General features: G+C 75.2%; 17 protein-coding genes. 12 read left to right on the top strand and 5 right to left on the bottom strand.

Annotated features, from left to right (window positions below; all coding sequences use genetic code 11):
* Positions 1-18 precede the first annotated feature (18 nt).
* Entirely contained in the window at positions 19-660 is a 642-nt protein-coding gene (locus ABZY91_RS07205; protein ID WP_355400458.1) for a TetR/AcrR family transcriptional regulator, read from the top strand.
* A 96-nt stretch (positions 661-756) separates the two neighbouring features.
* Here the strand turns inward: ABZY91_RS07205 and ABZY91_RS07200 are convergent, their stop codons facing one another.
* From ABZY91_RS07200 to ABZY91_RS07185, 4 genes are all read right to left on the bottom strand, one after another.
* Complete coding sequence (locus ABZY91_RS07200) at positions 757-2,124, bottom strand: amidase (RefSeq protein ID WP_355400456.1); 1,368 nt, start codon at positions 2,122-2,124, stop codon at positions 757-759.
* Positions 2,125-2,230: 106 nt separating this feature from the next.
* Complete coding sequence (locus ABZY91_RS07195) at positions 2,231-2,461, bottom strand: hypothetical protein (RefSeq protein WP_329884678.1); 231 nt, start codon at positions 2,459-2,461, stop codon at positions 2,231-2,233.
* A 51-nt stretch (positions 2,462-2,512) separates the two neighbouring features.
* Positions 2,513-3,664: an allantoicase gene (gene alc / locus ABZY91_RS07190; RefSeq protein WP_355400453.1), complete on the bottom strand. Its 1,152-nt coding sequence runs from the start codon at positions 3,662-3,664 to the stop codon at positions 2,513-2,515.
* A gap of 59 nt (positions 3,665-3,723) precedes the next feature.
* Positions 3,724-4,632 (bottom strand): LysR family transcriptional regulator, encoded by a 909-nt coding sequence (locus ABZY91_RS07185; protein ID WP_355400576.1) that lies wholly within the window; start codon positions 4,630-4,632, stop codon positions 3,724-3,726.
* 168 nt (positions 4,633-4,800) lie between these two features.
* Between ABZY91_RS07185 and ABZY91_RS07180 the strand changes: the two genes are divergently transcribed.
* Positions 4,801-5,829: an LAETG motif-containing sortase-dependent surface protein gene (locus tag ABZY91_RS07180; protein ID WP_355400451.1), complete on the top strand. Its 1,029-nt coding sequence runs from the start codon at positions 4,801-4,803 to the stop codon at positions 5,827-5,829.
* Positions 5,830-6,131: 302 nt separating this feature from the next.
* Here ABZY91_RS07180 and ABZY91_RS07175 read toward each other — a convergent pair whose 3' ends face one another.
* On the bottom strand, positions 6,132-6,782 hold the full coding sequence (locus ABZY91_RS07175; RefSeq protein WP_329884681.1) for an ATP-binding protein: 651 nt from the start codon (positions 6,780-6,782) through the stop codon (positions 6,132-6,134).
* 230 nt (positions 6,783-7,012) lie between these two features.
* On the opposite strand from ABZY91_RS07175, the gene ABZY91_RS07170 reads away from it, so the two are divergent.
* The 10 genes from ABZY91_RS07170 (at position 7,013) to ABZY91_RS07125 (ending at position 19,684) form a co-directional block, all read left to right on the top strand.
* On the top strand, positions 7,013-7,855 hold the full coding sequence (locus tag ABZY91_RS07170; protein WP_329884682.1) for a hypothetical protein: 843 nt from the start codon (positions 7,013-7,015) through the stop codon (positions 7,853-7,855).
* 197 nt (positions 7,856-8,052) lie between these two features.
* Positions 8,053-8,820 carry a YcnI family protein gene (locus ABZY91_RS07165; RefSeq protein WP_329884683.1) on the top strand — a complete coding sequence of 256 codons (768 nt, stop codon included), beginning with the start codon at positions 8,053-8,055 and terminating at the stop codon, positions 8,818-8,820.
* A gap of 101 nt (positions 8,821-8,921) precedes the next feature.
* Positions 8,922-9,608, top strand: a complete 687-nt coding sequence (locus ABZY91_RS07160; protein ID WP_355400448.1) for an SCO family protein — start codon at positions 8,922-8,924, stop codon at positions 9,606-9,608.
* A complete protein-coding gene (locus ABZY91_RS07155; RefSeq protein ID WP_329949691.1) occupies positions 9,605-10,153 on the top strand; it encodes a copper chaperone PCu(A)C in 549 nt (182 codons plus the stop codon). Before ABZY91_RS07160 ends, ABZY91_RS07155 begins: the two co-directional genes overlap by 4 nt.
* Positions 10,154-10,165: 12 nt before the next feature.
* Positions 10,166-12,268, top strand: a complete 2,103-nt coding sequence (locus ABZY91_RS07150) for a FixH family protein (RefSeq protein ID WP_355400446.1) — start codon at positions 10,166-10,168, stop codon at positions 12,266-12,268.
* Between the two features lie 14 nt (positions 12,269-12,282).
* Positions 12,283-13,668 carry an iron uptake transporter deferrochelatase/peroxidase subunit gene (gene efeB, locus ABZY91_RS07145; protein ID WP_355400444.1) on the top strand — a complete coding sequence of 462 codons (1,386 nt, stop codon included), beginning with the start codon at positions 12,283-12,285 and terminating at the stop codon, positions 13,666-13,668.
* Between the two features lie 232 nt (positions 13,669-13,900).
* The gene (pheA, locus tag ABZY91_RS07140; protein ID WP_329884688.1) at positions 13,901-14,836 is read left to right on the top strand and encodes a prephenate dehydratase; all 936 of its coding nucleotides are present in this window, start codon (positions 13,901-13,903) and stop codon (positions 14,834-14,836) included.
* A gap of 529 nt (positions 14,837-15,365) precedes the next feature.
* A complete protein-coding gene (gene serS / locus ABZY91_RS07135) occupies positions 15,366-16,640 on the top strand; it encodes a serine--tRNA ligase (RefSeq protein WP_355400442.1) in 1,275 nt (424 codons plus the stop codon).
* A gap of 189 nt (positions 16,641-16,829) precedes the next feature.
* Entirely contained in the window at positions 16,830-17,678 is an 849-nt protein-coding gene (locus tag ABZY91_RS07130) for an HAD family hydrolase (RefSeq protein ID WP_329884690.1), read from the top strand.
* 254 nt (positions 17,679-17,932) lie between these two features.
* A complete protein-coding gene (locus ABZY91_RS07125) occupies positions 17,933-19,684 on the top strand; it encodes an LCP family protein (RefSeq protein ID WP_355400440.1) in 1,752 nt (583 codons plus the stop codon).
* The last annotated feature ends 82 nt before the right edge of the window (positions 19,685-19,766 follow it).

Below are 19,766 nucleotides of genomic sequence, written 5' to 3'. Positions count from 1 at the left end.
CGAGAACTGAGGTGAACGGTGGCCGGATCGACCACGGACGGACGGGTCCTGCGCGGGGAGGAGACCCGGCGGACGGTGCTGCGGCGCGCCGTCGAGATCGCCTCCGTCGAAGGACTGGACTCGCTGTCGATCGGTCGGCTCGCCACCGATCTCGGCCTCAGCAAGAGCGGGGTGTTCGCCGGCTTCGGTTCCAAGGAGGAGCTCCAGCTGGCCACGATCCGCGCCGCCCGGCGGATCTTCGCGGACGCGGTGCTCGAACCGGTCGTCCGGGACGCCCCCGGCCTCGGCAAGGTCCGGCGGCTCTGCGACTCCTGGCTGGCCTACTCACGGACCCGGGTCTTCCCCGGCGGCTGCTTCTTCTACGAGGTCACCGCCGAGTTCGACGCCCGCCCCGGACCGCTGCGCGACGCCATCGCCGCCAGCTGGCACGAGTGGCGCGCGACCGTCCTCGGCCTGGTGGCGGAGGCCCGGACCACCGGCGAACTCCGCGCCGGGGCCGACCCGGAGGACATCACCTTCACCCTGATCGCCCTGATGGAGAGCGCCAACTCGCAGGCGCTGCTCTTCGACGACGGCACCCCGTACGACCGGGCCGGACGCGCCGTCCTGCACCGGCTGCGGGCCGACGCCACCGACCCGGACGCACCCGCCCTGGCCTGACACCTCCGGCCCGGCGCCGGTGCCCCGCACCCGCCGGGCCGCGGCCCGACCGACCGAACGACCGACCGACCGACCGACCGGCGGCCCGACGATCCGTCAGGCGCCGTCCAACACCCGCTCCAGCACGGCCGCCTGGGCGAGCAGTCGCTCGTCCGCCCACGCCTCGCCGATCACCTGGAGCCCCAGCGGCAGGCCCTCCGCCGTCACCCCGGCGGGCAGGCTGAGCGCGGGCAGGCCGGCGTAGCTCCACGGCAGCGACATCACCGCGTCGCCCGTGCCGTCCAGGCCCGACGGGGCCGGACCGGTCGCCGAGGGAGCGATCAGCAGGTCCACCCCGGCCCGGCGCCGCTGCTCGGCGAGCCGGTCGCGGAAGCGCTCCCGGGCCTGCAGCGCCGCCTCCCGGTCGCCGGGATCGACCGTCCGGCCGTGCCGGATGCCCGCCGCGGTCTCGGGGCGGTAGAGGCCCCCGAACCGGGTGAACCAGTCGGCGTGGCTCGCGGCCAGTTCGAACCGGTTGATGACCTGCAACTGCCGGACGAGCTCGTCGAAGTCGGGCAGCAGGTCGAGCCGGCGGACCGTCAGTCCCCGGGCGCTCAAACGGTCCAGTTGCTCCCGGAACGCCTTCAGCGCCTCCGGGCGGGCCCGTTCCAGGTAGCGCCCGACCGGGACGCCGACGACGGGCCCGTCGTCGGCCGTCCGGCCCAGGCCGCCCCGGCCCTCGAAGCCTCCCGGACCGGCCGGGTCGTCCGGGTCGCGCCGGCCGGCCCAGTCGTCGCAGAGCAGTGGCGCGGCCAGCGCGACACCCGCCAGATCGGCGGTGAACAGGCCCAGGGTGTCGAAGCTCGGCGCGTTCGGGATCACCCCGTCGATCGGGATCCGCCCGTACGTCGGCCGGAAGCCCACCACCCCGCAGTAGGCGGCCGGCCTGATCACCGAACCGACCGTCTGGGTGCCGATCGCCAGCGGCACCAGCCCCGCCGCGACCGCCGCCGCCGACCCGCTGCTGGACCCTCCCGGGGTGTGCCCGGGATGGTGCGGATTGCGGGTCGGCCCGGGCGCACTGGCCGCGAACTCGGCGGTGACCGTCTTGCCCGCCACCAGCGCGCCCGCCGCCCGCAGCCGGTCCACCACGGTGGCCTGCGGACCGGCCAGCACGCCCGGCGGCAGCGCGGACCCCGCGTGGGTGGGCAGGCCGTCCACGTGCACGATGTCCTTGACCCCGACGGCCACCCCGTACAGCGGCGGCGCGGCCGCCCGGTCCGGGTACCGGGCGGCGAGCGCGCGGGCCTCGGCGTGCAGCCGGTCCGGGCGGCCGGGCTCGGACACGAAGGCGTGGATCAGCGGGTCGACCTGCTCGATCCGGGCGACCAGCCGGTCGACGTGGACGGCCAGGGTGGGCACTCCGGCCCGCAGTGCGGCGGCCTCGCGGGTCAGCGACCGCGGCCGGACCAGGGACTCCTCCATGCCGACCACGGTAGCCCCGGCCCGCGCCGGCCGGACCACCCGTGCCGGGGCAGGACCGTCACCCGCCCGCCGACCAGGGCGTTCGCCGCCGTTCACGGGGCGGTCGCTACGGGTGTTCGGACCCCAGGTAGGGCGCCTCGCGCAGGAAGTAGGCGCCACAGGTGTGGCAGCAGAGCTCGGGGGTGTGCCCCCAGTCCACCGCCTCCCGGGCGGCTGCTCCCGCGTCCAGCTCGCGGCCGCACATCGCCACGCTGTCGGTCCCGCGGACCATGTGCCAGAGCCGCACCCCGCCGGACTCGCCGCCGTCGCCGTACTCGGCACGCATCTGGTGCATCATGCCCCCATCGTCCGGCGGCTCCGCGGCCCCGGCAACCGGGGGGCGAGAGGGTCAGACCAGGCCGCCGTACAGCCGCAACCGGGCGATCCCGCCGTCCGGGAAGACGTCCAGCCGGACATGGGTGGCCGGGCGCGGCGCGTCGAGCACCAGCCGGTGGACGGCGTCGGGCTGCAGCCGGGTGCGCGGCACCAGTTCGAACCACTCCTCCGGGTCGGCCGCGCGGTCGTCCCGCCCGTACAGCGCGGCCCAGCCGGCCGCGTTGCCGACGTAGTAGCCGGTGTCGATCTCCACCGCCCGGACGGCCCCCCGGCCCGCGAGCCGCAGCCGCATCCAGTCGTGGCCGTCGTCGCGGCGTCGCCGGTTCTCCCAACCATCGCCCATCGCGCGGGACTTGCCGGGCAGGGCCAGGCTCACCGGGGCGGAGAAGAAGCGGTCCGAGGCGTCCTCGACGGCGCCGCCGTTCTCGATCGCGGCCAGGTCGAAGGTGCCGAGCGCGGACAGCCAGGTCCGGTCGGGGCGGGCCTCGCCGTGCACCCGGAACCGGGCGATGCCGCCGTCCGGGTACTGGCTCAGCCGCAGGTGGGTGAAGCGGCGGCGGTCCGCGACCGCGAAGCCGTTGGCGGCGTGGCCGCGCACCGGCGAGCGGGGGACCAGCGGGTGCCAGGCGGTGGCCGGGTCCAGCAGCTCCTCCGGGCCCGGGGTGCCGGGGAGTTCGGCGCCCTCGACGCCGATCTGCCGCGGGTGGTTGCCGCGGAAGTGCGCGGTGTCCACGACGACGCCGTGCACGACACCCGGGACGCCCAGCCGGATCAGCGCCCAGTCGCGGTCCTCGTCGGTCGGGTGCGGACGGGCGGCGCCGGTGCCGCGCCGCCGGCGGGTCTCCCAACCGTCCATGATCTGGCCCTTGTTGCCGAAGGTGTGCGGGCGGAACTCGGCCGGCCCGGGCAGCAGCAGGTTCTCCCGTTCGGCGAACAGCTCGTCGTTGGCGGCGATCACCGCGCCGCCGAGCCGGCGGTCGGCGAGGTCGGTCAGCCCGGTGAACCCGAACTCGGCGGAGCGGTAGTCGGCGTAGGGATTGCCGCCCGCGTACGGCGGGGCGGCCGCGTCGGAGAAGGCGTCGGAGGAGGCACCGGCTCCGGCGTCGGAGAAGGCCGGGGCGGAGGCGCCAGGGGCAGCGGCGGGATCGTGCGCGTCGGCGGTCATGGACCCACCTTCGCCCCGCCCGACCGGTCAGGTCCATCACAAAGAACTGAGCAAACCGTTCACTCCACCTGAACGGTCGCCGCCACCGCCGCCAGCTCCGCCAGCACCCGCCGGAGCGGTGGCGTCCGCTCCGTCCCGGCCCGGACGACGGCGACCACCCGGCGGGCCGGCAGGTCCGCCGGAAGCGCCCGGACCGCCGCCCCGCCACCGCGCCCCGCCGACGCCAGCCGGGGCACCAGCGCCACCCCGAGCCCGGCCGCCACCATGGCCAGGATCGCCGTCCAGTCCGCGGCGGTGTGCGCCCGCTCCGGCGCGAACCCCGCCTCCGCGCAGGCCGCACGGGTGATCTCCCGCCACGGCCCGGCGGCGCCGTAGATCCACGGCTCCTCCGCCAGGTCGGCCAGCCTCAGCCCGGGGACCCCGGCCAGCGGGTGCCCGGGCGGCAGCGCCACGTCCAGCGGATCCTCCAGCAGCACCGTCCCGACGAACCGCGGGTCGGCGCCGCCCGGCCCGACGGCCAGCGAGAGCGCCAGGTCGACGTCCCCCGCCGCCAGCAGCCGGACCGCCTCGGCGGCCTCCGCCTCCACCACCCGCACCGTCAGCCCCGGTGCGGCGTCCCGCAGTCGGACGACCGCCGGGACGAGCAGCCCGCCGATCGCGGTCGCGAACGCGCCCACCCGCACCTCGCCCGCCTCGCCGTGCAGATAGCCCGCCAGTTCGGCCTCGGCCCGCTCCAACTGGCCGAAGACCAGGTCGGCGTGGCGCAGCACCAGCCGCGCCGCCGGGGTGAGCCGGACCCGCCGGCCGTACGGCTCCAGCATCGGGGCGCCCACCTGCCGGGCCAGCGCCGACACCTGCTGCGACACCGCCGACGGCGACAGGCGCAGGCGCTCGGCCGCCGCCGTCACCGTCCCGCACTCGTCGACCGCCCGCAGCACCCTCAGCCGCCGGAGATCCCACTCGCCCACACCCATCGCGCCAGGGTAGGGCGCATGACGACCGCATTCGGCCACCCCGACCGAAACCCTTCGCCCACCCGTCGATAGGGTGCCGCTCCTGCGACGTTCCGATCATCGGAATCAGGCGTCAAATCGCCCGCACTCGTACAGAATTCGCCCGAACCTGGAGCAAAGACCGTGCGCTCATCCCGCCTTCTGGCCGCGTCCACGCTGCTCGCACTGTCCCTCGGCACGACGGTCGGCGCGGCCACCGCCGGTGCCGCCGCCGTCTCGCCGTCCCCGACGACCGGCACGAGCGCCTCGCCGACGGCCTCGCCGACGACCTCCCCCACGGCCCCCACGGCCTCCCCGACCGGGTCCGGCACGCCGAGCACCTCCGCGTCGCCGACCGGCACCGGCACTCCGTCGGCCACCGCGTCCCCGAGCACCACCCGGAGCCCCGGCTCCTCCGCCACCCCGTCGGCGACGCCCACCGGCCGCCCGACCGCGCCGCTCCCGACGCCGAGCATCCCTTGCCCCGGCGGCTACCAGCTGGTCGACCTCAAGGTCACCGGCACCGGCCTGGCCGGCACCACGCTCACCAAGGGGGGCGCGGCCCAGGAGATGACGGCGACCGTCGAGAACACCGGGTCGGTCGACCTGCAGAAGTTCTCCACCTACCTGTTCGTCACCGACATCGGGCAGGAGCCGGTGCTCAACCCCCTGACCTGGGGCAAGGAGGCGTTCACCGGCCAGGTGAAGCTCCCCGGCGGTGACTGGAAGCCGCTGGAGCTGGCCGGGGCCACCCCGCTCGACCTCGGCACCCACAAGCTCGCCAAGGGCCAGAAGCTGACCCTCCAGGTCCGCATCGCCGCCACCGCCCAGGCCCCCGTCGCCAAGTACCACGCCGAACTCGGCGGCTGGTCCGAGTACCTCCCCGCCAAGGACGTGCCCGGCAGCCCGGTCGGCAACGGCTGCGTCTCCTTCTCCGGCGTCCACAAGCCCGCCGACCACTTCACGGTGGCCGACGCCTCGGGCGCCCCGTCGGCCGCCGCGACCGGGGCCGCCGCCTCCCCCAAGGCCTCCACCCCGGCCGGTCCGCACCTGGCCGAGACCGGCTCCAGCTCCAACACGCTGCCGATCGCCGCCGGTGGCGCCGCGGTGCTCGCCGCGGGGGCCGGGACGCTGTTCGTGCTGCGCCGCCGCAAGGCCGGCGCGCACGCCTGACGACCGGAGCGACCGGGACGACCGGGACGGGTACTCCAGGGAACGCGGTGAAGGGTGGGGGCCGGCGGGGGGCCCCCAGACCCCCGCCCCCCCGCGGCCCCCCCCCGCGGGGCCGGCCCCCGCGGGCCCCCGCCCGGCGGGCCCCGGGGCGCACCCCGCAGTGGGGGGGTGGGGGGCGCCCCCCCGCCGCCCCCCCCACCCCCCGCGTCCCACCGTCGGCCCCTCACGGCGGCGCCGTCCCGAGCGGCACCGTCCCGAGCGGCACCGTCCCGAGCGGCACCCGCGGGGTCGGCCGAGCCTGCTCAGGACGCGGCGCGCAGCAGGGCGTCGTCCTGCCACTTGAGGATCTTGTCGAAGCTCACGATGGCCCCCCGGAGCGGATGGTTGCGGAGCCGGACGTGATCGGTGAGCGCGTGGATCAGGAAGAGGCCGCGGCCCGACTCCGCGGTGAGCTCGGGCAGCATGTCGAGGTCGACCGGCCGGAGCGTCGGCATCGGGTCGGCGTCCGGGCACCCTCCCGGCAGGACGTGGGTGTCGTACGGGCGGCCGTCGCGGCGCGGGCGGTGCGCCGTGAGCAGCGGACCGGGGACGGTGGCGCGCCCGCGCCGGCTGCGGCGGCGCGGTGCCGGCCGGGCCGGCGGGGCCTGGACCGGGGACGGGCGGCGCGACGCGTGGCCGCCGGGGGCGGGGGCGGGCAGACCGGGCCCCGAGTCCGTCACCTCGATCCGCAGCAAGTCGCCGCTGATCGAGGCGGTGACCTGGTACCCCTCGTCGGGTCCGTCGCCTGTCCCGTGCTCGACGGCGTTGGCGCAGGCCTCGCTGAGGGCGACACCGAGGTCGTGGGCGATCTGCGGGTCGACGCCCGCGGTCGCCATCGCACCGAGCAGTATGCGGCGGGCCAGCGGCACGCTGGCCGGGTCGCGCTTGAGGTGCAGAGTCCACCAGATGTCCACGGGAGGTCCCTCCTGGCTGCGGCTCCACATATAACCGAGGTATCTCCGGGGGATGCCGGGGTGAACCGTGCCGGAGGTCCGCTACCGCCCGTTCGGCGGATGGACTGGGGCCCGGCTCTGTGCCGAGCGGCGCACGTCCGGGCCCGTGCGCCGGGGCCGAACGGGGCATTCGTAGGGATTTCCCACCCTGCCGATCCGGCAGCGGTAGGCGATGAGATGATGGCCCGGCCATGACTGCCCCAGCCGCCGCCCCCCACCCGGGCGCCCCCGTACCGGACGCTCCGGTGGGGGTCGCCGCCTGGGACCTGCGGCTTGCCCGGGCGGTCCCGTTCGCCCTGGTGTGCACGCTGATCGCGGCCGCCGGGCACGCCCTGGCGGGCGGCGGGAACGTGGCTCCGGCCGCCCTCGCGACCGGCTTCACGGCCGTCCTGGTGGCGGCCGTCGCGTTCGGCGGGCGGGAGCGCTCGCTCACCGCGATCGCCGGTGCGCTCGGCGCGGCGCAGTTCGGACTGCACGTCCTCTTCCACACCCTCGGCGGCCACGCGGGCGCCGGTGCCGGGTCCGGCTCGCACCACGGTGGCGCGGTGGGCTCCGGCCCGCTGACCCTGCCGCAGGTGGCCGGCCGGTTGATCTGCAACGAGGCCCGGCCCGGCACGCTGATCGGGCTGCCCGGCAGTCCGACCGCCGAGCAGCTGGTCGCCGGTGCCGGTCTGGACCCGCAGGAGTACGCGACCGCACCGTGGTGGCAGAGCGGCGTGCTCGGGATGACGCCGTCGATGTTCGCGGGCCACCTGGCCGCCGCCCTGGTGGCCGGCTGGTGGCTCCGGCGCGGTGAGGCGGCCCTCTGGCGGCTGGTGCGGATCACGGCCGCCGCGGCCCGGGAGCACTGGGCGACACCGCTGCGGACGGCCTTCGTCCTGGCCTCGGTCCTGCTGCGCGGCCTGCTCGGCACGCCCGGCGGCCCGGTCCGCCGGTCCGGCGGCCGTGACGGGGACGACCGCGTGCCGGCCGGTGCCGCGCTGCGGCACAGCGTGGTGCGGCGCGGTCCGCCGCTCGGGGCGCTCGCGTACTGACCCGCCGTCCCCGGTGCCTCCCCCAGCGGTACCGGATCCGGGTGTACGCGGCAGTCGAGCCGTACCCGCCCGCTCGTGCGGTCCTGCGGCCCCTCCCCCCACTCCTCCCCACGCCGCGCGGCCCCGCCGTGGCACGGAAGCCCCGTGCCCGGGAGCGGGCCTGCCCGCCGAGCCTCCGATCGGAGACCACGAACACCATGCGTTCCCTTCCCTCCCGCCGTATCGCCGCCGTCGCCCTCACCGCCGCCACCTCCGTGGTGGTCCTGGCCGGCCCCGCCTTCGCACACGTGACCGTGAACCCCGGCAGCGCCGAGCAGGGCGGTTACACCGCCGTCGACTTCCGGGTGCCGAACGAGAACGACGCGGCCGGCACGGTGAAGCTGGAGATCAACCTCCCGCTGGACCACCCGCTGGCCTCCGTCCGGACCCAGCCGCTGCCCGGCTGGACCACCGCCGTCGAGAAGGCCAAGCTCGACAAGCCGATCAAGGTGCACGGCAACGACGTCAACGAGGCCGTCTCCAAGATCACCTGGACCGCCGACGCCGGCGTGAAGATCGCCCCCGGCCAGTTCCAGGAGTTCCGCGTCTCGCTCGGCCCGCTGCCGACCGACGCCGACAAGCTGGTCTTCAAGGCTCTGCAGAGCTACGAGAACGGCGACATCGTCCGCTGGATCGACGAGGCCAAGGACGGCCAGCCGGAGCCGGCCAAGCCCGCGCCGGTGCTGAAGCTCACCAAGGCCGCCTCCGCCGACAGCCACGGCGTGACCGCCACCGCCTCCCCGACGGCCGCCGCCGACGGCCACGGGCACGGCGAGTCCGGCGCCAAGGACGAGGCCGCCGCCGACTCCGGGTCGAGCGACTCCACCGCCCGGGTGCTGGGCGTCGTCGGCATCGTGGTCGGCGTGATCGGCACCGCGTTCGGCATCCTCGGCCTGCGCCGCAAGAGCAGCGGCCCGGCCTCCTGACCCCAGCACCGGCGGGGCCGTACCCGCCGCAGGCCGTACCCGTGACCCGCGTCCCGGGTACGGCCCCGCCGGTGATCCACCGCGCACGATCGGACCCTCCCATGCCTCGTACCCACCGCACCGCCCGTCCCGCCCGCACCGCCCGGATGGCCGGCGCCGTCGCCGTCGCGCTGGCCGCCGCACTCACGCTGACCGCCTGCGGATCCGACGGCGCTTCCCCCGGCCCCGCCAAGGTCAACAAGCTGAAGGCCGACTCGCCCTACCAGGGCACCGTGCTCGGCAAGAACTTCGAGAAGCCGGACCTCCAGCTGACCGACACCGCCGGCCAGCCGTACGACCTGCGCAAGCAGACCAGCGGCAAGGCCACCCTGCTGTTCTTCGGCTACACCAGCTGCCCGGACGTCTGCCCGACCACCATGGGCGACATCGGTGTGGCGATGAAGGCGCTCGGCGCCGAGGAGCGGCAGAAGGTCAACGTCGTCTTCGTCTCCACCGACCCGCAGCGCGACACCCCGCAGGTGCTGCGCACCTGGCTCGACTCGATGGGCAGCGACTTCATAGGCCTCACCGGCGACCTCGCCAAGGTGAAGACGGCCGCCAGGGCGCTCGGCATCATGATCGAGGACCCGGTGGTCAACGGCGACGGCACCGTCACCTCCACCCACGGCGCCCAGGTGCTGGCCTTCCTGCCCGCCGACGACAAGGCGCACGTCCTCTACCTCAGCGGCACGGAGGAGAAGGTCTTCGAGCACGACCTGCCGCTGCTCGCCAGGGGGGTCGCCGCATGAAGGGCTCCGACCGGCCCGCCGTCCGCCGCGCCACCGGGACCCGCACCGCCGTCGGCTTCCGCCGGACGGCGCTCGCCGGGGCGGTGCTGGCGACGGCACTGGGCGGCGGCGCCTTCCTGGTCGCCTGCGGGACGGGCGACCGGGGCGACGACGGCGGCGCGGTGTCCGGCGGACCGGCCCGGCTGAGCGTCGCCGACTCCTACATCCCGCTGCCGCCGGCCGGCGGGATGGCGGCGGGCTACCTGACGGTGCGCAACGACGGCGGCGAGCAGGACGAGCTGGTCAAGGTCTCCAGCCCCGGCGCCGGCTCGGTCACCATGCACCGCTCCACCGCCACCACCATGGAACAGGTCGAGAAGCTGCCCGTCCCGGCGCACGGCGCGCTGCAGCTCGCCCGGGGCGGCACCCACCTGATGATCACGGACTGGCAGAAGTCACCCGCCCTGGGCGACGAGCTCGAAATCGACCTGACCTTCTCCCGGACGGGCACCATCTCGGTCAAGGTGCCGGTCAAGGAACTCACCTACCGCCCCGGCCAGCAGTAAGGGATCCACGAGATGCTGAAGGCCGTGCTGCCACCGCTCCTCGGACGCCGGATCGCCGGACTGCTCGGCGTACTCGGCGCGGTGCTCGCGCTGATGCTCGCCGGCGCCGGACCGGCCGCCGCGCACGCCACCCTCCAGACCACCGACCCGGTGCAGAACGCGGTGCTCCCCACCGCGCCGCAGGCCGTCACGCTGACCTTCAGCGAAGCCGTCTCGCTCTCCGGGGACTCGGTGCGGGTGCTCGACCCCGCCGGCAGGACCGTCGACGCGGGCGGCCCCGTCCACGCGGACGGCAAGGACAACACCGCCCGGGTCGGGCTGAACGGCGGGCTGGCGAACGGCACCTACACGGTCGCCTGGCGGGCCGTCTCGGAGGACTCGCACCCGATCGGCGGGGCGTTCACCTTCTCCATCGGCGCCCCCTCCGCCACCACCGTCTCCACCGCCGCGCTGCAGAGCGCCGAGGCGGACGACGTGGTCGCCGCGCTCTACGGCACCGGCCGGACCGTCGCGTACGGGGCGTTCGCGCTGCTCGTCGGCGCCGCCGGGTTCGTGCTGGCCTGCTGGCCCGCCGGTGTGGCCCGGCGCCCGGTCCAGCGGCTGCTGATGACCGGCTGGGTGGCCCTGCTGGTCTCCACCGTCGCGGTGCTGATGCTGCGCGGCCCGTACGAGCGGGGCTCGGGGCTCGCGAAGGCCTTCGACCTGTCCCTGATCCGCGCCACGCTGGACGAGCGGATCGGCACCGCGCTGGCGGCCCGGTTGCTGCTGCTCGCGGCGAGCGGGGTCTTCCTGTCCCTGCTGGTCGGCCACCTCGGCCAGCCGGCCGCGCGCCCGGCGGGCGCCGGGACGGCGCAACCGGCGGAGCCGACGGACGGCGGGCCCGCCGGGTCGGACGAGGACCTGGAGGAGGCCGAGCTGCGGGAGCTGGAGCAGCGGATCGCCGAACGACCGCAGCGCGAGGCCCGGTTGGGCCTCGGCGTGGCCGGACTGGTGCTCGCGGTCGCCCTCTCGGCGACCTGGGTCGGCGCCGACCACGCCTCCGTGGGCATCCAGGTCTGGCTGGCGCTGCCGCTCGGCATGCTGCACCTGATCGCCATGGCGCTGTGGCTCGGCGGCCTGGCCGCGATGCTGGTCGGCCTGCGCGAGGGGATCGGCGCGGACGTCGCCGACCGGTTCTCGAAGATCGCGCTCGGCTCGGTCGTCGTGCTCGCCGGCACCGGGGTCTACCAGTCCTGGCGGGGCCTCGGCACCTGGGGCGCGCTGACCGGCACCGAGTACGGGCGGCTGCTGCTGGTGAAGAGCGGCTTCGTGGTCGCCATGCTCGGCGTCGCCTGGTTCTCCCGCTCCTGGCTGGCCCGGCTGCGGGCCGCCCCCGCCGAGGCGTCGGCGGTCCTGCTCCCGGCCCCCGTCCCGGCCGCCGGCCTGGCCGCCGGACCGGCGGAGGGCGCTGCGGACGGCACCGTGGAGGGCGCCGCCGGGGCGTCGGCCGCCGACGACCCGGTCCGGCAGGCCCAGCTGGCTCGGCAGCGGGCCGCCCGGGAGAACGCCGGCCGGGACCGCGGACTCACCCCGAACCGGGCCGGGCTGCGCCGGTCGGTGCTGGTCGAGGCCGCCGTCGCGGTGGCCGTGCTGGTGGTCACCACGATGCTCACCAACTCGCCGCCCGGGCGGGTGGCGGGCGAGATCGCGGCCGGGGCCGCGAGCGGCGGCACCGCACCGGTGCCCGGCGGCGCGGCGACCGGCGCGCCGGCACCGCAGACGGTGCCCGGCCGGACCACGGAGCTCAAGCTCCCGTACGACACCAAGGGCCGGACGCCGAACGCCAAGGGCACCGCGACCGTCACCCTCAACCCGGCGCGGACCGGGTCCAACGAGGTGCACCTGAAGCTGGACGGCGCCGACGGGCAGCCGGTCGAGGTGCCGGAGGTGGAGCTCGCCTTCACCCTGCCGGACCGCGACCTCGGCCCGCTCACCGTCCCGCTGACCGCCGAGGGCACCGGGCGCTGGGCCGGCACCGCGCAGCTGCCGCTGACCGGGAACTGGGTGGTGTCGGTGCTGGTCAGATCCTCCGACATCGACCAGACCACCGAGATCAAGCAGCTGAAGATCGGTTAGATCGGACCATCGCCATGGAGAGCACCAACAGCACGAACAGCACCAAGAGCACCAGGAGCGCCGAGAGCGCCAGGGACAACGGGAACGGCGGGAACGGCGGGAACGCGGGTGCCGCCGGGAGCGACACCGTCGGGGCCGCGCCCGCGCCCGGCGCCGGCCTCACCCGGCGGACGCTGCTGGGGACGGCCGGGGCCGGCCTGGTGGTCGGGGTGGGCGCGGGCGCCGCCGGGGCGGTCGCCCTGGACCGCACCGGCCCGGGGGACGCCGCGCCGTCCGGACCGGAGGGCGCGGCCCCCGCCCTCGGCCCGGCCCGGGTGCCGTTCCACGGCGAGCGCCAGGCGGGCATCCTCGAACCGCAGCAGGCACGGGTCCAGCTGGCCGCCTTCGACCTGGCCGACGGCGCCGGCCGGGACGGGCTGCGCGCCCTGCTCCGGCGCTGGTCCCGGACGGCCGCCCGGCTCGCCGCCGGCGAACCGGCCGACGAGTTCGAGAACCAGGTCGCCCTCGACGCCGGGCCCTGCTCGCTCACCGTCACCTTCGGCTTCGGCGCCGGCCTGTTCGACAAGGCCGGGCTGGCCGACCACCGCCCGGCCGGGCTGGAGCCGCTGCCCGCCTTCCCTGCCGACGCCCTCGACCCGGCCCGCGGCGACGGCGACCTGTTCGTCCAGATCGGCGCCGACGACGCGCTGGTCGCCGTCCACGCCCTGCGGGTGCTCCAGCGCCAGGCGGCCGGCACCGCGGCGCTGCGCTGGCAGGCGTCGGGCTTCGCCCGGACGCCCGGGGCCACCCCGCGCCCGATGACCGGCCGCAACCTGATGGGCCAGATCGACGGCACCAACAACCCCAAGCCCGGCGAGGAGGGCTTCGCCGCCAAGGTGTTCTGCGCCGCCGGCGGCGACCAGCCGGCCTGGCTCGCCGGCGGATCGTTCCTGGTCTTCCGGCGGATCCGGATGCTGCTGGACAACTGGGAGGCGCTGCCGGTCGACCGGCAGGAGCGGGTGATCGGACGGCGCAAGACGGACGGCGCACCGCTCGGCGCACCCGCCGGCGCCGTGGAGTCCACCCCCGTGGACCTCGGCGCGCAGGGACCGGACGGTTCGCTGGCCGTCCCGGCCGACGCGCACATCCGGGTGGCGGCGCCGGCCGCCAACGGCGGGGCCGCCATGCTGCGGCGCGGCTTCTCGTACCACGACGGCCTGTCGTCCGACGGGGCGCCGGACGCGGGGCTGCTCTTCCTCGCCTTCCAGGCCGACCCCCGCAAGGGGTTCACCCCGGTCCAGCGCAAGCTGGCCCGGGGTGACGGTCTCTCCCGCTTCCTGCGGCACGAGGCGAGCGGGCTGTACGCCGTCCCGCCGGGGGCGCCGGAGGGCGGCTACGTCGGGCAGTCCCTGGTGGACTGACCGGCCCCGGCCTACCACTGCGCCGCCCACGGAGCGAAACGCGATCGTGGGCGGCGGGCGGAGTGACTAAGGTGACTCCTTTCGGCAGTCCGCCCCGCAGGGCGGGCCGCCGGCCCCCGGAGGCCCGCCGTTCGACGGCGGTCCGCCGGTTCACGGCAGTCCACCGCGCCGGTCGCCCGGCGCACGGCCGCCCCTTCTCCCCGCACGGTCCCCTTGTCCCCTTGGAGGCGTCATGTCGGCAACCCGCTACACGTACCTCGGGCCGGCGGGCACCTTTACCGAGGCGGCCCTGCGCACCCTGCCCGAGGCGGCGACCCGGGAGCTGGTGCCGATGAACTCGGTTCAGCTGGTCCTGGACGCCGTTCGCGGCGGCGAGGCGTCGGGCGCGTTCGTGCCGATCGAGAACTCGGTCGAGGGTGCCGTGACGGCGACCAACGACGAGCTGGCCGCCGGCGCGCCGCTGATGATCTACCGCGAGGTGCTGCTGCCGATCACCTTCGCGCTGCTGGTCCGGCCCGGCACCGGGCTGTCCGACATCAAGACCGTCACCAGCCACCCGGTGGCCCAGGCCCAGGTCCGCCGCTGGCTGGCCGCCAACCTGCCGGACGCGCACTGGGAGGCGGCGGCCTCCAACGCCGACGGCGCCCGGCTGGTCGCCGAGGGCCGCTACGACGGCGCCTTCGCGGGCGAGTTCGCCGCGCCGATCTACAGCCTGGACCCGCTGGTCAAGGACATCGTGGACGCGCAGAGCGCGACCACCCGCTTCGTCCTGGTCGGCCGGCCCGGCCGGGTCTCCTCGCCGACCGGCGCGGACAAGACCTCGATGGTGGTCTGGCTGCCGGACGACCACCCGGGCGCGCTGCTGGAGCTGCTCCAGGAGTTCGCGGTGCGCGGGGTCAACCTGATGCGGATCGAGTCCCGGCCGACCGGTGAGGGGCTCGGCAACTACTGCTTCCTGATCGACTGCGAGGGACACCTCAGCGACCGCCGGGTGGCCGAGGCGATGATGGGCCTCAAGCGGATCTGCCCGCAGGTGCGCTTCCTCGGCTCCTATCCGCGCGCCGATCAGCAGGTCTCCCGGCACCAGCGGCCGGGCACCACGGACGCGGATTTCAGCGCGGCGTCCGACTGGCTCTCCCGCTGCCTCGACGGCCGCGGCGACATCTGAACGTCGGCTTTTATCTCCCTGTCCTTTTCCGACCGTTTTCGACAGGGTCCGGAGGCCGGTGCGGGTGACCGCACCGGCCGTCCGTCGACCGCCCGCCGCTTGTCCACAGGCCGGCCGTCGCGGTAACGCGCTTGTCCACAGGGGTGTGCGCTGTCCACAGCCGAAAGTTATCCACAGGTCTGGGGATGAGTCGACAAACCGGTATAGCCACTGCAGGTATCGGTCGGATCATCGGTTTGCGTCGCAGAGATGACTAATCCGACCAGAGTCACCCGGGTGCCAGCAAATCACCCATCCGAGCGGTTCAATTCCCTCCCCCGGGAAGGTCAAATGAGGTTTGAAACCTCAATTCCCAGGTTCGACTCACCGCCCATCAAGGCCGCTCCGCCATCCACAGGCAGGCCCGCGAGCCTGTGGATAACTTTCCGCCGAACGGTTCCCCACAGCAGTTATCCACAGGTCGGCGCGAGTTATCCCCAGGGGAAAACCGGTACCGGTGGACGGGCCCCCGCCCGGTAGGCTTGGGCCCGTGATTGACCTTCGCCTGCTCCGTGAGGACCCTGACCGAGTGCGCGCCTCGCAGCGCGTCCGAGGCGAGGACGTCGACCTGGTCGACGCCCTCCTCTCCGCCGACGAGCGCCGCCGGTCCTCGGGCACGCGCTTCGACGAACTGCGCAGTGAGCAGAAGTCGCTCGGCAAGCTGGTCGCCAAGGCCCAGGGCGACGAGAAGGCCGCCCTGCTCCAGCGCACCAAGGAGCTGGCCGCCGAGGTCAAGGCCGCCGACGCCGAACAGGCCGGGGCCAAGGACGAGGCCGAGCGCCTGCTCCGCTCGCTGGCGAACCTCATCGACCCGGCCGCCCCGGTCGGCGGCGAGGAGGACTTCGTCACCCTGGAGGAGATCGGCACCCCGCGCGACTTCGCCGCCGAGGGGTTCGAACCGCGCGACCACGTCGAGCTGGGGCAGATCCTCGGCGCGATCGACACCGAGCGCGGTGCCAAGGTCGCCGGCGCCCGGTCGTACTACCTGACCGGCCCGGGCGCGCTGCTGGAGCTCGCCCTGGTCAACATGGCGATCGCCCAGGCCACCGCGGCCGGCTTCACCCCGATGATCACCCCGGCCCTGGTCCGCCCGGCCGCCATGGACGGCACCGGCTTCCTCGGCCAGGCCGCCGAGAACGTGTACTTCCTGGAGGGCGACGACCGGTACCTCGTCGGCACCAGCGAGGTCCCGCTCGCCGCGTACCACATGGACGAGATCATCGACGCGGACAAGCTGCCGCTGCGCTACGCCGGGTACTCGTCCTGCTTCCGCCGCGAGGCCGGCACCTACGGCAAGGACACCCGCGGCATCATCCGCGTCCACCAGTTCGAGAAGGTGGAGATGTTCGTCTACACCACTCCCGAGGACGCGGAGAGCGAGCACCGCCGGCTCCTCCAGTGGGAGAAGGACTTCCTCAACGCCCTGGAGCTGCCGTACCGGGTCATCGACGTCGCCTCCGGCGACCTCGGCTCCTCGGCCGCGCGCAAGTTCGACATCGAGGCGTGGATCCCCACCCAGGGCAAGTACCGCGAGGTCACCTCGACCTCGAACACCACCGAGTACCAGTCCCGCCGCCTCAGCATCCGCATGCGCGAGGAGGGCAAGGTCCGCCCGCTGGCCACGCTGAACGGCACCCTGGTCGCCGTCCCGCGCACCATCGTGGCGATCCTGGAGAACCACCAGCAGGCCGACGGCTCGGTCGTGGTCCCGGAGGCGCTCCGGCCGTACCTCGGCGGGCGCACCGTCCTGGAGCCCGTCAAGTAGCACCCCGCGGCGCGGTGCCGGGGCGCACATCGCCCCGGCACCGCGGACCGCAGGACGACCGTCGTCCCGCAGGAGCGCGGCACCTCAGGCGCAGCGGCCCCGCAGGACGGCAGGACCAGCAGCACAGCACCGCGGGTCGGCGGAACACCGCGGTGACACCCGAAGCAACTCCCGGGAGACGTACGGCCCATGAGCACCACCAGCCCCAGCCCCGTCTCCCCCGCCGACGGCGGCGGCCTGCCCTTCCGGCTGGTCGCGACCGACCTCGACGGCACCCTGCTGAGCAGTGCGGAGACGGTCTCCGCGCGCACCCGCGCCGCGCTGGCCACCGCCACCGGTGCCGGGGCGCTCCACATCATCGTCACCGGCCGCTCGGCCCCCTGGGCCCGCCCGGTCTTCGACGAGATCGGCTACCGGGGCATAGCGGTCTGCGGCCAGGGCGCCCAGGTCTACGACGCCGGCGCGCACAAGCTGCTCACCTCGCTCACCCTGGACCGGCAGGTGGCCGCGCTGGCCATCGCCAAGATCGAGGCGGAGACCGGCCCGCTGGCCGTCGCCGCCAACCAGGACGGTCTGGAGGGCGCCGTCCTGGCCGGCCCCGGGTACCAGCTGCAGATCGGCTCCGACCTGCCGGTCGTCCGGGCCGCCAAGGACGAGCTGCTCACCGCCCCGATCTCCAAGCTGTACATCCAGCACCGCAGCCTGACCGACGACGCCCTCGCCGAGGCCGCCCGCCGCGCCGCGGGCGACCTGGTCGGCGTGGTGATGGCCGGTGCGGGCATCGTCGAACTGCTGCCGGTCGGTCTCTCCAAGGCCACCGGGCTGGCCGTCGCCGCCCGGCGGCTCGGCGTGACCGCCGCCGACACCATCGCCTTCGGCGACATGCCCAACGACGTGCCGATGTTCGGCTGGGCCGCGCACGGCGTCGCCATGGCCAACGCGCACCAGGAGCTGCTGGCGGTCGCCGACGAGGTCACCGTGAGCAATGACGAGGACGGCGTCGCGGCCGTGCTGGAGCGTCTCTACCCGTTGGGGTGAACTCCGCCGGCGGGCCTCCCGGTTCAGCCGTTGGAGTGAGTCGTGACGGCGAACCGGCGGGTCGGACCGGCGCGGCCGGGTTCGGCGGCCGAGCGGCACCGGAGAAGTTTGTATGCTCCCAGGGTTGCCGCTTCCGCCGCTGAGAGGTCCGCGCCATGTCAGGCCAGTGGAGCGAGAGCCTGCCGGAACCGGGCGGGCGACGGCGCGCCGACGGAGGCGTCCGGACCGACCGGTCCGAGGAGGGTCCCGGCCGCGTGCCGGCACCGCGCCCCGGCGGCCGGGCCGAGGCCCGCCGGGCCGCCCAGAGCCGGGGCACTCCGGGCAAGACCGCCCAGCGCAGTACCACGCAGGGCAGCGGCGTCCAGGGCGGCACCGTTCAGGGCATCGGCGTCCAGGGCGGCGGCGTCCAGGGCCGGCCCGGGCGGGTCGGCCCCGACGGGTGGGCCGGAGGCCGGCCGGGCCGGGACACCCGGCCGGAGGGACCGCGGAACACCCGCCGGCACCCCGCCCGGAACGCGCGGCGCGGCGCCCGGCGGATCATCGCCTGGTCGGTGGCCGGGGTGCTCGTCGTCCTGGCCGGTGCAGGCGGCGCGGTGTACTACAAACTGAACGGCAACATCCGCTCGTTCGACCCGGACGCCATCGCCACCGACCGTCCGCCCGCGCCGGCCCCCGACGCCCACGGCAACCGGCCCGTCAACGTGCTGCTGATCGGCTCCGACTCGCGCGCCGGACGGAACAGCGACCTCGGCGGCGGCAACGAGGGCGGCGCCCGCTCCGACACCACGATCCTGCTGCACGTCTACGCCGACCACCGGCACGCGGTGGGCATCTCCATCCCGCGCGACGCCCTCGTGACCGTCCCCCGGTGCCGGCTCCCGAACGGGAAGTGGACCAAGGAACAGCCCGGACAGATGTTCAACTCGGCCTTCTCGGTGGGCAACACGGAGTCCGGCAACCCGGCCTGCACGCAGAACACCGTGGAGAAGCTCACCGGCATCCGCGTCGACCACACGATCGAGGTCAACTTCCAGGGTTTCGCCGCGATGACCGGGGCGGTCGGCGGGGTCGACGTCTGCCTGCCCAACGACATTCACGAGGGGAACATCAACCCCGGCCTGGGCCGGAAGGGCAAAGTGGTGCTCGCCAAGGGCCGCCAGCGGGTATCCGGCCAGCAGGCCCTGGACTACGTCCGACTGCGGCACGGCATCGGGGACGACTCCGACATCGGCCGGATGAAGCGTCAGCAGGCGTTCCTGTCCTCACTGCTGGCCAAGATCAAGAGCCAGGGCCTGAGCCCCGGAACGCTGCTGCCGCTGGCCGACGCGGCGACCCGGTCGATGACCGTGGATCCGGGGCTCGACTCGGCGGCCAAGCTGGTGGACTTCGCCCTCTCACTGCAGGACATCGACCTGCACGACGTCAAGTTCCTGACCACGCCGTGGCGTTACAACGGCGCGCGGATCGACCTGGTCCACCCGGCGGTCGACAGCCTGTGGAACACCCTCCAGGCCGACCGGACCATCGACGGCCAGGACGCCACCGGCCGGCAGGACGACGCACCCGGCTCGCCGCCCCCCGAGGCACCCTCCCCCACGGCGTCGCCCTCGCCCTCGCCGCTCACCACCGAGGGCCCGCCGATCCGGGTCGCGGTCCTCAACGGCACCACCGCCCCCGGCCTGGCCGCCCGGGCCGCCGAGACGCTCCGGGCGGCCCGGGTCACCGTCACCGGGGTGCGCAGCGCGAGCAACACCGCCCGGGCGACCACCACGGTCGAGTACGGGACCGGACAGCGGGCCGGTGCGGAGAAGGTCGCCGCCCTGTTCCCGGGCGCGGCGGTGACGCCCGGTCAGGCGGCCGGGATCAGCGTGCTGCTCGGCCGGGACTACGCCGCCGGTGCCGCCGCCTCGGCCGCCTCGGCGTCCGCGTCCGCATCCGCCGGCGGTTCGTCCGGTGCCCCGGTCCCGCTGCCCGCCGAGGTGGTCAACGAGGCCCGGTGCGAGTGAGGACGACGGCGCTTTCGTGCTGCGTGCCGATCTTCCCGATCCCGCCCTGGATCCGGCTGTGGCTTCCTTCCTAAGCGGAGAG

Source organism: Kitasatospora sp. NPDC002965 (assembly GCF_040611255.1).
Taxonomy (GTDB): Bacteria; Actinomycetota; Actinomycetes; order Streptomycetales; family Streptomycetaceae; genus Kitasatospora.
The sequence above is the reverse complement of the archived record's forward strand: the minus strand, read 5'-3'. Positions and strand labels throughout refer to the sequence as shown.

Excerpts from the sequence above, each read along its gene's own strand:
- ABZY91_RS07200 (WP_355400456.1), bottom strand. The coding sequence starts at position 2,124 with ATGGAGGAGTCCCTGGTCCGGCCGCGGTCGCTGACCCGCGAGGCCGCC.
- ABZY91_RS07195 (WP_329884678.1), bottom strand. The coding sequence starts at position 2,461 with ATGATGCACCAGATGCGTGCCGAGTACGGCGACGGCGGCGAGTCCGGC.
- alc (WP_355400453.1), bottom strand. The coding sequence starts at position 3,664 with ATGACCGCCGACGCGCACGATCCCGCCGCTGCCCCTGGCGCCTCCGCC.
- ABZY91_RS07170 (WP_329884682.1), top strand. The coding sequence starts at position 7,013 with ATGACTGCCCCAGCCGCCGCCCCCCACCCGGGCGCCCCCGTACCGGAC.
- ABZY91_RS07165 (WP_329884683.1), top strand. The coding sequence starts at position 8,053 with ATGCGTTCCCTTCCCTCCCGCCGTATCGCCGCCGTCGCCCTCACCGCC.
- ABZY91_RS07160 (WP_355400448.1), top strand. The coding sequence starts at position 8,922 with ATGCCTCGTACCCACCGCACCGCCCGTCCCGCCCGCACCGCCCGGATG.
- ABZY91_RS07155 (WP_329949691.1), top strand. The coding sequence starts at position 9,605 with ATGAAGGGCTCCGACCGGCCCGCCGTCCGCCGCGCCACCGGGACCCGC.
- ABZY91_RS07150 (WP_355400446.1), top strand. The coding sequence starts at position 10,166 with ATGCTGAAGGCCGTGCTGCCACCGCTCCTCGGACGCCGGATCGCCGGA.
- efeB (WP_355400444.1), top strand. The coding sequence starts at position 12,283 with ATGGAGAGCACCAACAGCACGAACAGCACCAAGAGCACCAGGAGCGCC.
- pheA (WP_329884688.1), top strand. The coding sequence starts at position 13,901 with ATGTCGGCAACCCGCTACACGTACCTCGGGCCGGCGGGCACCTTTACC.
- ABZY91_RS07130 (WP_329884690.1), top strand. The coding sequence starts at position 16,830 with ATGAGCACCACCAGCCCCAGCCCCGTCTCCCCCGCCGACGGCGGCGGC.